This window comes from Micromonospora sp. 15K316, from assembly GCF_004348525.1.
Lineage (GTDB): Bacteria > Actinomycetota > Actinomycetes > Mycobacteriales > Micromonosporaceae > Micromonospora.
Genome location: NZ_SMKG01000153.1, coordinates 1 through 14,263, shown reverse-complemented (window position 1 = coordinate 14,263; position 14,263 = coordinate 1). Strand labels below are relative to the sequence as shown.

11 protein-coding genes, 2 pseudogenes and 1 riboswitch are annotated in these 14,263 nt (G+C 75.0%); of the genes and pseudogenes, 6 read left to right on the top strand and 7 right to left on the bottom strand.

From position 1 onward, the window contains the following. Positions 1 to 33: 33 nt before the first annotated feature. Positions 34 to 540, bottom strand: a complete 507-nt coding sequence (locus E1211_RS23310) for a DUF402 domain-containing protein (protein WP_132351142.1) — start codon at positions 538 to 540, stop codon at positions 34 to 36. An 84-nt stretch (positions 541 to 624) separates the two neighbouring features. On the opposite strand from E1211_RS23310, the pseudogene E1211_RS23305 reads away from it, so the two are divergent. Continuing rightward, positions 625 to 2,820, top strand: a pseudogene (locus E1211_RS23305) (ATP-dependent DNA helicase); the annotation flags it as partial. A 49-nt stretch (positions 2,821 to 2,869) separates the two neighbouring features. Here the strand turns inward: E1211_RS23305 and E1211_RS23300 are convergent. Beyond that, positions 2,870 to 4,222, bottom strand: a complete 1,353-nt coding sequence (locus tag E1211_RS23300; protein WP_132351140.1) for an AI-2E family transporter — start codon at positions 4,220 to 4,222, stop codon at positions 2,870 to 2,872. Positions 4,223 to 4,326: 104 nt separating this feature from the next. Between E1211_RS23300 and E1211_RS23295 the strand changes: the two genes are divergently transcribed. Together E1211_RS23295 and E1211_RS32660 are read left to right on the top strand one after the other, a co-directional pair. Further along, complete coding sequence (locus tag E1211_RS23295) at positions 4,327 to 4,665, top strand: co-chaperone GroES (protein ID WP_132351139.1); 339 nt, start codon at positions 4,327 to 4,329, stop codon at positions 4,663 to 4,665. Positions 4,666 to 4,799: 134 nt separating this feature from the next. Continuing rightward, positions 4,800 to 4,967, top strand: coding sequence for a hypothetical protein (locus E1211_RS32660; protein ID WP_165947321.1), 168 nt, complete (start codon positions 4,800 to 4,802; stop codon positions 4,965 to 4,967). 76 nt (positions 4,968 to 5,043) lie between these two features. On the opposite strand, the gene E1211_RS23290 is transcribed toward E1211_RS32660, so the two are convergent. After that, positions 5,044 to 6,459, bottom strand: coding sequence for a PrsW family intramembrane metalloprotease (locus E1211_RS23290; RefSeq protein ID WP_132351138.1), 1,416 nt, complete (start codon positions 6,457 to 6,459; stop codon positions 5,044 to 5,046). Positions 6,460 to 6,524: 65 nt separating this feature from the next. Next, positions 6,525 to 6,646, top strand: a riboswitch (SAM riboswitch). Between the two features lie 45 nt (positions 6,647 to 6,691). Between E1211_RS23290 and E1211_RS23285 the strand changes: the two genes are divergently transcribed. Beyond that, on the top strand, positions 6,692 to 7,957 hold the full coding sequence (locus E1211_RS23285; RefSeq protein WP_371686195.1) for an aminotransferase class V-fold PLP-dependent enzyme: 1,266 nt from the start codon (positions 6,692 to 6,694) through the stop codon (positions 7,955 to 7,957). A 131-nt stretch (positions 7,958 to 8,088) separates the two neighbouring features. Here E1211_RS23285 and E1211_RS23280 read toward each other — a convergent pair whose 3' ends face one another. Continuing rightward, the gene (locus tag E1211_RS23280) at positions 8,089 to 9,351 is read right to left on the bottom strand and encodes an aromatic acid exporter family protein (protein ID WP_132351137.1); all 1,263 of its coding nucleotides are present in this window, start codon (positions 9,349 to 9,351) and stop codon (positions 8,089 to 8,091) included. A gap of 73 nt (positions 9,352 to 9,424) precedes the next feature. Between E1211_RS23280 and E1211_RS23275 the strand changes: the two genes are divergently transcribed. Further along, complete coding sequence (locus E1211_RS23275) at positions 9,425 to 10,081, top strand: metal-dependent phosphohydrolase (protein WP_243709657.1); 657 nt, start codon at positions 9,425 to 9,427, stop codon at positions 10,079 to 10,081. Positions 10,082 to 10,148: 67 nt separating this feature from the next. On the opposite strand, the pseudogene E1211_RS33505 reads toward E1211_RS23275, so the two are convergent. Continuing rightward, positions 10,149 to 10,364: pseudogene (locus tag E1211_RS33505) on the bottom strand (DUF4031 domain-containing protein); the annotation flags it as partial. Between the two features lie 73 nt (positions 10,365 to 10,437). Between E1211_RS33505 and E1211_RS23265 the strand changes: the two are divergent. Continuing rightward, positions 10,438 to 11,838, top strand: a complete 1,401-nt coding sequence (locus E1211_RS23265; protein ID WP_132351136.1) for an FAD-binding oxidoreductase — start codon at positions 10,438 to 10,440, stop codon at positions 11,836 to 11,838. A 120-nt stretch (positions 11,839 to 11,958) separates the two neighbouring features. On the opposite strand, the gene E1211_RS23260 is transcribed toward E1211_RS23265, so the two are convergent. Together E1211_RS23260 and E1211_RS23255 are read right to left on the bottom strand one after the other, a co-directional pair. Further along, positions 11,959 to 12,486, bottom strand: a complete 528-nt coding sequence (locus E1211_RS23260; RefSeq protein ID WP_132351135.1) for a hypothetical protein — start codon at positions 12,484 to 12,486, stop codon at positions 11,959 to 11,961. A gap of 64 nt (positions 12,487 to 12,550) precedes the next feature. Further along, positions 12,551 to 14,263: glycerol-3-phosphate dehydrogenase/oxidase (locus E1211_RS23255; protein ID WP_132351134.1), on the bottom strand; the 1,713-nt coding region annotated here is incomplete at its 5' end.

Here is a 14,263-nt window from a genome sequence, read left to right as displayed (position 1 = left end):
GATGCGTATAAGAGACAGGGGGTGGAGCGGGGGTCAGAGGACCAGGGCGAGCCACTTGCGGTAGGCGGTGGCGAAGGGCTCGGTGCCGTCGCCGAGCGCGGTGAAGAGCCAGCGTGCCGCGGCCTCCGCCTCGGCCACGACCTCGGCCGGGTAACCGAAGCGAACCCGGTGCTCGGCGAACTCGTCCTCGTCGCGCAGCTCCACGACGCCGGTCTCGCGCCGGCGGACCACGTCCAGGTCGAGGTCGTAGAGGTGGACGGTGTCGTCGGACTCCCAGCGCGCCGGGCTGGCGATGTCGCAGTAGACCTCGCTGGTGCGCGGCGGCGGGTTGAACATGCCGGTCCACCAAGCCTGGTGCGGCACCAGGAGCACGAACGGGATCTGCTCCACCGACGGGCGCCCGTGGTAGATCGACTGCGTCCCGGCGGGCACGCCGAGCCAGACCCCGAGGTCGTCCTCGGTGAGCCGACGGGCCGGGTAGTCGCGGTGGGCGCTGCCGTCGTACTTCCGGTAGATCACACGGACCACGTCGCTCGGCATGAGTCGCACCCTAACCGATACCGCCCACTCGTCGTAGCGCTCGCGTGACGGGCTGGAACCTGACATGCCGCCACGCGGCGGAGCGGCGCGCCCGCTGTCGGCGGCGGCGGGTACCGTCGCACGGTGACCCTCCCCCGTGCCGCCACCGGTTCCCGCACCCCGCCGGCCCGTACGGGGCGACGTCGGGGCGCCCGGCCGAGCGGCACGGAGCTGCTCGCCGCCGCCGTGGGGGCCGTCCCCGGTGGCGCCACCCGCCCCGGCCAGGAACAGATGGCCACGGCGATCGAGGAGTGCGTGGCCTCCCGTGAGCACCTGCTGGTGCAGGCCGGCACCGGCACCGGGAAGTCCCTGGCCTACCTGACCCCGGCGCTCACCGTCGACGGGCCGGTCGTCGTCTCCACCGCCACCCTCGCGCTCCAGTCCCAGCTCGTCGACCACGACCTGCCCCGGCTGGCCGACGCGGTCGAGCCGCTGCTCGGCCGGCGGCCCACGTTCGCCGTGCTGAAGGGGCGACACCACTACCTCTGCCTGGCCCGGCTCGACAACTCGACCGAGGAGGAGCCGGGCGACGCCCTCTTCGACGCGCCGACCTCCGGGCCGGCCGGCGGCAAGTGGCTCGGCGAGGCCGGCCGGCTGGGCAAGCAGGTCCAGCGGCTGCGGGACTGGGCGGCGGAGACCGAGACCGGGGACCGGGACGAGCTGGATCCGGGCGTCGACGACCAGGCCTGGCGGCTGGTCTCGATGCCGGCCCGCGAGTGCGTCGGGGCGACCCGCTGCCCGTTCGGCGCGGAGTGCTTCGCCGAGGCGTCCCGGGCCCGCGCCCGGGAGGCGGACATCGTCGTCACCAACCACAGCCTCCTCGCGGTGGACATGCTCGCCGGGCGGCAGATCGTGCCGCCGCACAAGCTGCTCGTCGTCGACGAGGCGCACGAACTGGCCGACCGGGTCTCCTCGGCGGCCCAGGCGGAGCTGGTGCCGGAGCTGATCGACCGGTCGACCCGGCGGGCCCGCCCGCTGCTGAAACCGGAGACCGCGGAGGCGCTCACCGCGGCGGGCGACGCGCTCGCGGTGGGGCTGGCCGAGGCGCCCGCCGGGCGGCTCACGGCCGGCCTGCCGGCGCCGCTGCGCGAGGCGTGCACCCTGCTCGACGCGGCCACCCGCGCCGCGCTCGACGCGATCGGGGAGGTCAAGTCCGACGACCCCGACCCCGTACGCAAGCAGCAGGCCCGGGCCGCGCTCGACGAGCTGTCGAACACGGCGCAGCGACTGCTGGAGGAGGACGAACACGACGTCGCCTGGGTCGAGAAGCCCGACAACGGCAGTCGCCGAGCCCTGGTGGTGGCCCCGCTGTCGGTCGCCGGCACCCTCGCCACCCACCTCTACGAGGACCGCACGGTGGTGGCCACGTCGGCCACCCTGACCCTGGGCGGCCGGTTCGACACGGTGGCCCGGGCGCTGGGGCTGGAGGCCCCACCGGCGGCACCGCCGTCCCCGGCCGCCGCCGCCCTGGCCGCCGCCAGCCGGAGCGGACGGTCCGCCCCGACCGGCGGCGGCACCCGCGCCGAGGCGGGTCCGGAGCGCGAGGCGGGCGGCGCGGTCACGAGCGGGCCGGGCTGGCGGTCACTGGACGTCGGTTCACCCTTCGACTACGCCCGGCAGGGCATCCTCTACGTCGCCGCGCACCTGCCCCGGCCCAGCGTCTCGGGTCTGCCCGACGCGGCCGGCGCGGAACTGCTCGACCTCGTCCAGGCGCTCGGTGGGCGTACTCTCGGGCTCTTCTCCTCCCGGCGGGCCGCGCAGCAGGCGGCGGAGCTGGTCCGCGCGCGGACCGACCTGCCGGTGCTGTTGCAGGGTGAGGACGCGCTGCCGCTGCTGGTCCGCCGGTTCCGCGAGGAGCGCGAGAGCTGCCTGTTCGGGGTGATGTCGCTCTGGCAGGGGGTGGATGTGCCCGGTGACGCCTGCCAGTTGGTGGTGATCGACAGGCTGCCCTTCCCCCGGCCCGACGAGCCCCTCGCGGCGGCCAGGGCGGCGGCGGTGGACGCCGGCGGCGGCTCCGGCTTCGCCGCGGTCAGCGTGCCCATCGCCGCGATCCGCCTCGCGCAGGGCGTCGGGCGGCTCATCCGGGCGACCGGCGACAAGGGGGTCGTGGCGGTCCTCGACTCCCGGCTGGAGACGGCTCGTGGCTACGGTCCGTTCCTGCGCCGCTCGCTGCCGCCGTTCTGGTACACCACCCGCCCGGAGGTCGTCCGGGGCGCCCTGACCCGCCTCGCCGGGACCTGACCGGCCGTCCACCGCCCACGGTCGACGCGGCGGGGCGCCGCGGACCCGCTCAGGGGGCGTGGGAGGCGACCACCACGGCGTCCGGTGGGGTCTCCGGCACGGTACGCGCGGCGAGCCGCCGGATGGCCGTGTTGAGGACCGCGATCAGCGGTACGGCGACCAGCGCGCCGGTGATCCCGGCGAGCACCACACCGGCGGCGATGCCGATGATCACCGCGAGCGGGTGGATGGCCACCGCGCGACCCATGATCAGCGGCTGGAGCACGTGCCCCTCCAACTGCTGCACCCCGATCACCGCGCCGAGGATGATCAGCGCGGTCACCGGACCGCTGTCGACGAGCGCGACCAGCACGGCGACCCCGCCGGAGAGCGCCGCCCCGACGATCGGGATGAACGCGCCCAGGAAGACCAGCGCGGCCAGCGGGAAGGCGAACGGGATGTCGAAGATGACCAGGAAGATGCCGATGCCGACGGCGTCGATGAAGGCGACCAGCACGGTGGCCCGTACGTAGGCGACAAGCGTCCCCCAGGCGGCGCGGCCGGCGTCGTCCACCCGCCAGCGGGCGGCCACCGGCAGCAGCCGGACCAGGAACCGCCAGATCCGGTTGCCGTCGCGGAGGAAGAAGAAGGTCGCGAAGAGCACCAGCAGCATGCCGGTGACCACCTCGGCGAGGGTCCCCGAGATGGTGGTGGCCGCATCCGTGAAGCGGCCGGTGTTCTCACTTACCCACTTCTGACCCTCGTCGATGTAGCGGTCGAGCTGGCTGTCGGAGACGTGCAGCGGCCCGGTCTTCAGCCACTCCTGGATCTGCCGGACGCCCTGCGAGGACTTCTCGCTCAGCTCCGGCACACCCTTGATGAACTCGTTCACCACCAGGGTCAGCGTGCCGACCACCGCGGCCAGGCCGCCGACCAGCACCACCGCGGTCGCCAACGACCGGGGGAAGCGGGCCCGTAGTAGCCAGCCCACCGCGGGCGCGAGCAGCGCCGAGAGCAGCAGCGCGATGGCGAGCGGGATGATGACGATGCGGATCGTGCCGACGATCCGCAGCAGCGCCCAGGCGACCAGGCCGATCACGATCAGACGCCACGACCAGGCGGCGGCGATGCGCAGCGCGTGCGGCACCTCGGCGTCGTCCCGGCTGGTGGTGCTCGGCGGCGGGGGCGGCGGCAGCTCCTCGTCGACCACCGTCGCGGTCGGTGGCGCCACAGGTCCCGGCGACGCCGGCGAGGCCACCCCGGCCCCGGCGGGCGCCTCGTGCGACCTGGCCCGGGCGCGTCGTCTGGACGACCGCACCGACTCGTATCCGCGACGGAGCCGGTCGCGTACCCGCTCGAAGCGGCTCAAGCGCACCTCCTGGCAAGACGGCCCGTCCGCCCATGGCGACAGGTCGGACAGCATACGCCGGCCCTCGTCACCATAGGCCCGCTCCGCAACATTGCCCCGGCCACCGTGACGGTAACCACCGGTCAGGCGGCGGGGGCGACACGGTAGCGTCTGGGGACGTGACCGCCCAGAACGATCTCGACGCCGGCCTGCCGATCCGCCTGCTGCACGACCGCGTGCTGGTCCGGTTGGAGGGGAGCGAGGGCGAGCGCCGCTCCAGCGCCGGCATCGTGATCCCGGCGACCGCGGCGGTGGGCAAGCGACTCGCCTGGGCCACCGCCGTCGGGGTGGGGCCCAACGTCCGCTCCATCGTCTCCGGCGACCGGGTCCTCTTCGACCCCGACGACCGATCCGAGGTCGAGCTGCACGGCCGGGGCTACGTGCTGCTGCGCGAGCGGGACGTCCACGCCGTGGCCGCCGAACGAGTGGATGAGGGCGCCACCGGGCTCTACCTCTAACGCGCTCCACGTCGGGCGTGGCGCACGGGGCCGGACCGGCTCCGGCCGCACGAGACCCACCCGCACGGCACCGACACCGTTTGCACCGCTCCCCGCCGGGAAGCCAGCCGCATCACCGGCCCTGGGGAGGGACGATGCCCGAATGGATCAGGAAGCTGCTGTTCTGGGGCTTCATCGCGTTCCTGATCTACTTCATGGCCTTCCGGCCGGACGGCGCGGCGAACATCTTCAAGGCGATCGGGGCGGGCCTGGTGGCCATGTTCCAGGGACTCGGGGACTTCCTCACCAGCCTGATGACCTGACCCGCCGGCGCCCCGCGGCGGGACGCCCGCGCGCGCACCACCGGTCGGCACCGGCTCGCACTCCGGCGCCGACCGGTCAGGCGTGTCCGGGGTGCGGCGGGTGCCAGCCCGGCGGTACCGGCGCGGGCGGCGGCCCGCCCAGCACCACCGGGATCGGCACCACCGGCTCGACCGGAGCGGCCACGGACCGCTCGGAGCCGTCCGGGAAGCGCAGGTGGTAGCGGTCGCCGTCCCACCGCCCGGTGGGCGCCTGCGGGTCCCGGCCGACGAAGAAGGAGCGGTACGCGGTGATCGCCTCCAGCAGCTCCCGCTCCTCCCGAACGGTCCGCTCCTGATCCACCGCCTTCCGGTCCAGACCACGCAGCGAGCCGTCGCGCAGCAGCGCCAACCGGGTGGCCGCGAACTGGTAGCCACGCATCGCCCGTACCCCGGCGTCGCCGGCCACCCGCCGCGCCCAGGCGCGGGCCGCGTGCCGCCGGCCGAGGCTGCTCAGCGCCGCCACCTCGGGTGGGCTCAGCCAACCGGCCCGGACATAGTCCGGCAGCCTGCGCTCGGTGAGCCGCCCCTCCCAGGCACGTAGCCAGACGGCCAGCCCGACCATGCCGAAGAAGATCGGCACCATCAGGCCGATGAAGCCGTACAGCATGATCAGCGGTTGGCCGGCGGCCTGGCTGAGCGTGGGCAGCAGGTTCCACGTCCCGTGCAGCATCATGGCCAGCAGGAGGCCCGCGACGGGCGCCAGCACCCGGACCCGCCGGTCGGCCGTCCGGGCGGCGATGCCCAGCCCGACACCGGTCATCGAGGTGAAGAGCGGATGGGCGAACCCGAACAGCAGGATCCGGACGATGAAGATGGCGATGACCTGCTGCGCCCCGGTCGCCGGCCCGAACCGCTCGGCACCGCTGGCGAAGCCGTAGCCACCCAGGTAGAGGATGTTCTCCACCATCGCGAAGCCGACCGCGGAGAGCCCGCAGTAGACCAGCCCGTCGGTGATGCCGGACCACTCCCGTCGCCGGAACACCAGCAGCAGGATCGGCCCGAGCGCCTTCGTCAGCTCCTCGACGAACGGGGCCACCAGTACGCCGGTCAGGGCGGCCGGCAGGTTCGCGTCCGCGATCCGGCCGGCCGCGAAGTCGTTGACCGTCAGCGAGGCGGCGGTGGCGACGAACGCGCCCCAGGCGAAGCAGAAGACCAGGTACTTCAGCGGCTCCGGCTCGTACCGGTCGAGCCAGAGGAAGCAGGCGACCAGCACGGGCACCGGCAGGACGGCGGCCACCGCGCCGATCAGCAGCGCCTGCACGCCGATGTTCTCGCCGATGGTGTAGACCATGAAGACCGCGCACGCCGCGATGAGCAGCACCAGCCCGGCGAGCACCAGGAGTCGCCGCCAGCCCAGCCGACGCAGCGGCATCCGGGGTGTGGCACCCGGGCCGGGCGGGACGGACGGCACGGTCGGCGACGGCGGTACGCCGCCGGGCGGGGTGTCGGCCATGCGGTCAGCCTAGCCACCACCGGCGGGGTGGTCCTGGCGCATCGGCAGCCGCTATGCTGCCGGCAGGTCACGAGCGCCAGCGTGAAGCCCCGGCTTGCTGGCCGGCAACCCTCGTCGAGTTCGCGGTGGGGTGCCCCGGGTGATGACCGGGCCCGGCCCCGATCCGCGTGCCGGGCAAGCGCGGACCCCGTCCCGACGTCGCCCCGGGGTCCCTGGCCCGGGAGGTTCCCGCGTGTCCGTCACCCTCGTGTCCCCGAACGCCACCCTGCCCGCCGTCGCGGCCGAAGCGCAGCCGCTGGAGGTGCTCGGCGTACCGGGTGAGATCAACCTCGACTACGCGGCCACCGCGCCGTGCGCGCGGGCCGCGGCCGACGCGGTGGCCGAGCTGCTTCCGTGGTACGCGAGCGTGCACCGCGGCGCCGGCGCGCTCTCCCGCCGCTGCACGCTCGCCTACGAGCGGGCCCGGCAGACGGTGGGTGACTTCTTCGGCGCCCGGACCGACGATCACGTGATCTTCACCCGCAACACCACCGACGCGCTCAACCTGCTGGCCCGGGCGCTGCCCGCGGGCACCACAGTGGTCACCTTCGCCGGCGAGCACCACGCGAACCTGCTGCCCTGGCCGCGCGGCTCGGTCCGGTTGCCGGTGCCCGCCGACCCGGGCGAGGCGGTACGCGCGCTGGACGCGGCGCTCGCCGAGCTGCGGCGGGCGGCGCAGCCGGGGCTGCCGGTGCTGGTGGCGGTCACCGGGGCGAGCAACGTGACAGGCGAACGGTGGCCGGTGGCCGAGCTGGCCCGGGTGGCCCGGCGGTACGGCGCCCGGATCGCCCTGGACGCCGCGCAGCTCGCCCCGCACGCGCCGGTCGACCTGCTGGCGCTGGACGTGGACTACCTCGCCGTCTCCGGCCACAAGCTCTACGCCCCGTTCGGGGCCGGCGCGTTGATCGGCCGGGCCGACTGGCTCGACGCGGCGCAGCCGTACCTGGCCGGCGGCGGTGCCACCGCCCGGGTGGGGGCGGGCACGCACGAGATCACCTGGGCGGTCGGGCCGGCGCGGCACGAGGGGGGCACCCCGAACCTGCTGGGCGCGGTGGCGCTGGCCGCCGTCTGCGACGCCCTCGCCGGCACGGACCGTACGGCGCTGCACGAGCGGGAGCAGCGCCTGCTCGCCCGGCTCCGCGACGGCATCGCGGCCCTGCCGCACGTGGTGGAGCTGCGCACCTTCGGGCCGGAGGCGCCCCGGGTCGGCATCGTCTCCTTCGCGGTGGCGGGGTGGGACTCCGCCGAGGTGGCCGCCGAGCTGGCTCGGCGACACGCCATCGGGGTACGCGACGGGTTGTTCTGCGCCCATCCGCTCGCCCAGCGGCTGCTCACCGAGGCGGCCACCCGCTCCGGGCGGCGGGACCTGCCGCCGACGGCGCTGCGGGCCAGCATCGGGCTGGGCAGCACCGAGCAGCACGTCGACCGGCTGCTCTCGGCGCTCGCCACGTTCGCCTGAGCGGCGGCGGCTTCCCGGCCCGCGGGCCGTCGCCGCGATCCGCGGGCCGGGCTCGGTCGAGCCCCGGGGGCCCGGCACACAGGCCCGCCGCGGCGGTGCGCACCCTCGGCCGGTCGCGACGTCGCGGTTGGTCAGCCGACCGGCGGCGCGGTGGGCGGTTTCGGCCGCCCACCGTCCGGCTCGGGGCCGCCGCCCTGCGGCGCGCGGTGATCGCCGAAGGACCTCCGGATCAGCCGGTTCGCCTCCTCCTGTTCGATGCCGGAGGCCACCAGCAGGTCGCTCGCCGCGGTCCGGACCTGCGCCACGACCACGCTGCCGGAGAAGCCGACCCCCTCGTCGTACGCGCGGCCGGCCTCGCTGACCGCGCGCAGCGACCGCTCCCGGGCCTGCTGCGGCTCGTCGCCGACGGCGAACTCGTGTCTGAGCAGGCGCACCGATTCGGCGAGGTGGTTGATCGCGTCCGGCATCGGCTCGGGGATCGGCTCCTCGTCCTCGATCAGGGTGACCGACCGGCGGATGAGTGTGCCGCTGTTGCGCATCGCCCGGTCGATCGGGTCGGCCGCCTCCGCGTAGTGGGTCAGCTCGTTGCGGCGGTGCCACCGCGCCGGCGAGAGGGTCGCGGTCTCCTTAGCGCCCTCGATCGCCTCCACGAAGGTGGCCAACTCCTCCTTGTTGTTACGGAGCCGGTCCAGGGCCCGTTGCACGCTGGCCCGATCCCGGTTGCGCAGCCCGTCGGCGGTCACGTCGAGCTGGGAGGCGAGCAGGTCGAGCGCGGGCCGGGCGGCCCGGTTGAGCACCCGGAGCGGGTTGAGCGGTAACAGGATCGCGGTCACCAGCAGCGCTATGCCACCGCCGAGGAAGGCGTCGACGAACCGGGGGATCTCCAGGTTCTGCGTGGAGGGGCTGAGCGTCACGATCAGCACGGCGGTCGCCGCGGCCTGGATCACGATCGCCACGCTCGCACCGGCGAAGATCGTCACCAGGATGGCCGCCGTGACCACGAGGCCGAGCTGCCAGGCCCCGGTGCCGAGGACGTAGATCAGGCCGTCGCCGATCGCCACGCCGACCGCCACCCCGACGATCAGCTCCACCGTGCGCCGGAACCGCTGACCGACGGAGGCCGCCAGGGTGCCGACCGCCGAGATGGGCGCGAAGACCGGCTGCGGATTGCCGAGCAGCCGGTGCGACACGAGGTACGACAGCGCGGCCGCCAGCCCGGCCTGCACGGCCAGCCCGGCGGCCATCCGGACCCGGTGCAGCCGCTCGTGCAGGGTCGCCTTGCTGATGTGCCGGACCTGCTCCATCGCGTCGGCGATACGCGCGCTGTCGACGTCGGCGACCAGCTCGCGTGGGCGTACCCGTCTGAACCGTCTACGCTCCCGGGCGGCCGCCATGCCCGCTACTACCCGGGGCGGGCCCGGTGAATCCTCGCTTCCGCACCGTTCACCGCTGGGGCAGACTCGGCGCGTGGCCGATCTACTCGAACGGTGGGCAGCGGCGGCCCGGGGCGCCGGGGCGACGGGCCCGGCCGGGCTGACCGAGGCCGGGGAAGAGCTGTTGCGCCGGTGGCGGGAGCCGCACCGGCACTACCACACCGTCGACCATCTCGGCGCGGTGCTGGACGTGATCGACAGGCACGCCGAGCTGGCCGTACGACCGCACCTGGTCCGGTTGGCCGCGTGGTGCCACGACGCGGTCTACGACCCACGGGCCGGCGGCGACGCGAACGAGCGGGACAGCGCCGAGCTCGCCGTCCGGCTGCTCACCGGCCTCGGACTCCCGGCCGACGCGGTGACCGAGGTGCGCCGGCTGGTCCTGCTCACGGCCGGGCACCTGGTCGACGCCGGGGACGCCGACGGCGCCCTGCTCTGCGACGCCGATCTCGCCGTACTGGCCGCACCCGCCCCGGTGTACGAGCGGTACGCGGCGGCGGTGCGGCGGGAGTACGCCCATGTGGCGGAGCCGGACTTCCGGGTCGGCAGGGCGCGGGTGCTCAGCGGGCTGCTCGACCTGCCCGCGCTGTTCCGGTCGCCTCCGCTGGCCCGCCACTGGGAGCAGCCGGCCCGGGCGAACCTGCGCCGGGAGCTGGTCGTCCTGACCGCTGCGGGGCCTGCTCCGGCGTGACCTGCCCACCGGCCGATGCCGCCCGGACCAGGTGTTTCGGCCGGCGCAGCCCGGCCTCGCGGAGCAACCGGGCCAGCTCGCGGCTGGGCACCACCCGCGCACCGAGCCAGACGGCCGCCCGGAAGCGATCGGCCGGGAGGTCGTAGTGGTCCCGGTCGAAGCCGCGCCGGGGTGCGCCGAGCGCCTCGGCGAAGGCGTGCAGTTCCGCGTAGGAGACGTCGCTGATCAGGTGGGACCAGAGCCGGCCCCGGGACGGCCAGGCGGGCTGGTCCAGGTAGAGCATGTCGTCAAACCTAGCCCGCCCGGCGCAGTGGATCATGTTGATGTACGGCCTCCGGGCACCTAGCCTCTCCTGCATGGCCGGTTCCCCCCTCATCGACGACGTGCGTGCCGCCCTCGGCGAGAGCGCCGTGCTGACCGACCCGGACCTGCTCCGGATGCACGAACGCGACGAAGCCGACCTCTGCGCGGCCGGCACCCCGCTGGCCGTCGTCCGGCCGCGCAGCACCGAGGAGGTGGTCGCCGTGCTCCGGGCGGCGGCCCGGCACGGCGTACCGGTGGTGCCGCAGGGCGCGCGCACCGGGCTGGCCGGGGCGGCGAACGCCGTCGACGGCGCGCTGGTGCTCAGCACCGTCGCCATGGACGAGATCCGGGAGATCGACCCGGTGAGCCGCATCGCGGTGGTGCAGCCGGGCGTGGTCAACGCGACGCTCGCCGCGGCGGTGGCGAAGCAGGGACTCTGGTACCCGCCGGACCCGGGCTCCTGGGAGTCCTCCACCATCGGCGGCAACGTCGCCACCAACGCCGGTGGCATGTGCTGCGTGAAGTACGGCGTGACCACCGAATACGTGCTCGGGCTGGAGGTGGTGCTCGCCTCCGGCGAGGTGCTGCGCACCGGCCGGCGGACGGCCAAGGGCGTGGCGGGCTACGACCTCACCCGGCTCTTCGTCGGCTCCGAGGGCACCCTCGGCGTGATCACCGAGGTGACGGTCGCGCTGCGGCCCGCCCCGGCGGAGTCGCTCACGCTGGTCGCGGTCTTCCCCACCACGGCGGCGGCGGGGGCCGCGGTGGCCGAGATCGCCGCCCGCGGGCTCAGCCCGAGCCTGCTGGAGCTGCTGGACCGGACCCACCTGCGGGCCATCGAGGCGTACCGGCCGATGGGGCTGCGCACCGACGCCGAGGCGCTGCTGCTGGCGGCCGCCGACACCGGTACCCGGGCCGCCGACGACTTGGCCGCGCTCGCGGAGGTGTGCGAGGTGGCCGGGGCGGACGAGGTCTTCGCGGCCACCGACGCGGTCGAGGCGGCGGCCCTGCTCCAGGCCCGCCGGCTCGCCCACCCGGCGATGGAGAAGTTCGCCGCGGACGCCTACCCGGACGGCAACGGTGGCCTGGTCATCGACGACGTGGCGGTGCCCCGGGGGGCACTCGCCGCGCTGCTCGACGGGGTGTCCCGGATCGCCGCGGAGTGTGACGTGCCGATCGGCGTCGTGGGACACGCCGGGGACGGCAACATGCACCCCAACATCGTGGTGGACCGGGCCGACCCGGCCAGCCTGGAGCGCGGCCGGCGGGCGTTCGACGAGATCATGCGGCTCGGCCTGGAGCTCGGCGGCACCTGCACCGGCGAGCACGGGGTGGGGCTGCTCAAGCGGGACTGGCTGGCCCGCGAGATCGGGCCGGTGGGCGTACAGGTGCACCAGGCGATCAAGGCGGCGTTGGACCCCACCGGGCTGCTGAACCCCGGCAAGGTGCTCTGACCGCCGGCCGGCGGCCCGACGCGGGTACGGCGGGCCCCGGACCGGCGGCCCCGAACGAGACCGGCGGGGTCGCGGAGCGGCCGGCGGCCCGGAGCGGGTGCGGCGGGCCGCCGGCGGCGGCTACTGCTCCGTCAGCTCGGCCGGGGTGGCCTGGGTGAGCAGCAGGAGGAGCTCGCCGGCGATCGGCGGAGGCTCCACTCCCGGGCAGTCCTCGGTGGTGATCGAGCCGACGGCGGTGAGCAGGCTGGAGGTCAGCGCGTCGATGCAGGTCGACCGGTAGTGCCGCGCCTGGTCGGTCTCGGCCGCGAGCCCCGGGTCGGCGAGGAGCTGCTGCAACCGGCTCACCTGCTCCGGGGCGAAACCTCCGGTCGAGGTCACCCCGTCACCGGCGCAGTCGAGGCACTTCCAGGTGCCGTTCCGCTCGACCTGGAGGGTACGCAGCGGGCCGTACGCGCCGAGCTTCTGGAAGAGACTGACCTGGCCCTCCCCCACTGTGGTCGGAGCGCCCGGCTCCGGCAGCGCGCTGGCCGGGCCGCTCGGCGCGGGAGCCGGCTCGTCCGTCGACGCGTGGACCAGGGTGCAGCCGGTCAGCGCGGTGGAGAGCAGCACACCGAGGAGAGGACCGAGCAGACGTGAGGGGCGAGACACTCGCCGGAAGCTACCGCACCGCCGGTTGCGCCTGGTAGCCCTACAGCTCGGTAGCTTTCGGCGATCAGCCGGCGGGCAGCTCCGCCGGGTCGCCGTCACCGCCCCGGTCGGCCGCGTAGCCACGCACGTCCGGCGCGTCGAGCCGGGCCGCGTCGGCGGCGACGTCGTCCGGCATCAGCTGGGACCGCCGTTCCGCCTCGACCCGCGCCCGGTAGTGCTCCACCTCGCGGGCCCGCCGGGCCGCGTCCCACCCGAGCACCGCGCCCATCAGCTCCGCGGTGTGCTCCGCCGACTCGACCCCCCGGTGGCTGGTCTCGATCGAGATCCGGGTACGACGGGTGAGCACGTCCTCCAGGTGCAGCGCCCCCTCGGCCCGGGCGGCGTAGGTGACCTCGGCGGCCAGGTACTCCGGCGCGCCGGCGAGCGGGGTGCCGAGCAGCGGGTCGGCGTCGATCAGCGCGAGGACGTCCAGGGTGAGCGTGCCGTACCGCTCCAGCAGGTGCTCCACCGCGCCGACCGCCACGCCGTGGCGGCGGGCCAGGTCGGCCCGGTCCCGCCACATCGCGGTGTACCCGTCCGCGCCGAGCAGCGGCAGGTCGGCGGTACGCGACGGGCGTACACCGCCGAGGCGCCGCGCGGCCCGGTCCACCACGTCCGAGGCCATCACCCGGTACGTCGTGTACTTGCCGCCGGCCACCAGCAGCAGCCCGAGCATCGGCTCGACCACCGCGTGCTCCCGGGAGAGCTTCGAGGTGGAGTCCGCCTCGCCCGCCAGCAACGGTCGCAGCCCCGCGTACACCCCCTCGATGTCGGCGGTGGTCAACGGCCGCTCCAGCACCGTGTTGACCTGGTCGAGCAGGTAGTCGATGTCGCTCGCGGTGGCGGCCGGGTGGGAGCGGTCCAGCCGCCAGTCCGTGTCGGTGGTGCCGATGATCCAGTGACCGCCCCACGGGATGACGAAGAGGACGCTGGTCGCCGTACGCAGGATCAGGCCGGTCTCGCCGGTGATCGCCGAGCGGGGCACCACCAGGTGCACCCCCTTGGAGGCGCGTACCCGCAGCCCGGGCCGGAGCCCGACGTCGTTCAGCATCCGCGCCATGTCGTCGCTCCACACCCCGGTGGCGGCGATGACCGTACGGGCCCGTACCTCGAACTCGGCCTCCGGCGAGCCGGCCGGCGCCTCCATGTCCCGTACGCGGACGCCGGTGACCTCCCGCGCCTGCCGGATCAGGCCGACGGCCCGGGCGCTGCTCACCACGGTGGCCCCGAGACTGGCCGCGGTCCGCGCCAGCGTCACCACCAGCCGGGCGTCGTCGACCTGCCCGTCGTAGTAGCGGATCGCCCCGGCGAGCGCGTCGGCGCGCAGGCTCGGGAAGATCCGCCGGGCCCCCTCCCGGGTGAGGTGCCGGTGCAGCGGCATGCCCCGGCCACTGCCGAAGATCCCCGCGAAGGCGTCGTACGCCGCCACCCCGGTGCCGTAGTAGGAGCGGCGGAAGACCCGCCCCGGCAGGTCGCGTACGCCCGTACCGGCGGGGAGCGGCACCAGGAACGGCACCGGCCGGACCAGGTGCGGCGCCAGCCGGGTGGCCAGCAGCCCCCGCTCGGTGAGCGCCTCGTGCACCAGGTGGAACTCCAGCTGCTCCAGGTAGCGCAGGCCGCCGTGGATCAGCTTGCTGGACCGGCTGGAGGTGCCGGCGGCGAGGTCGCGCGCCTCGACGAGCGCCACCTTCAGGCCGCGGGAGGCCGCGTCCAGCGCCGCGCCCGCCCCGGTCACCCC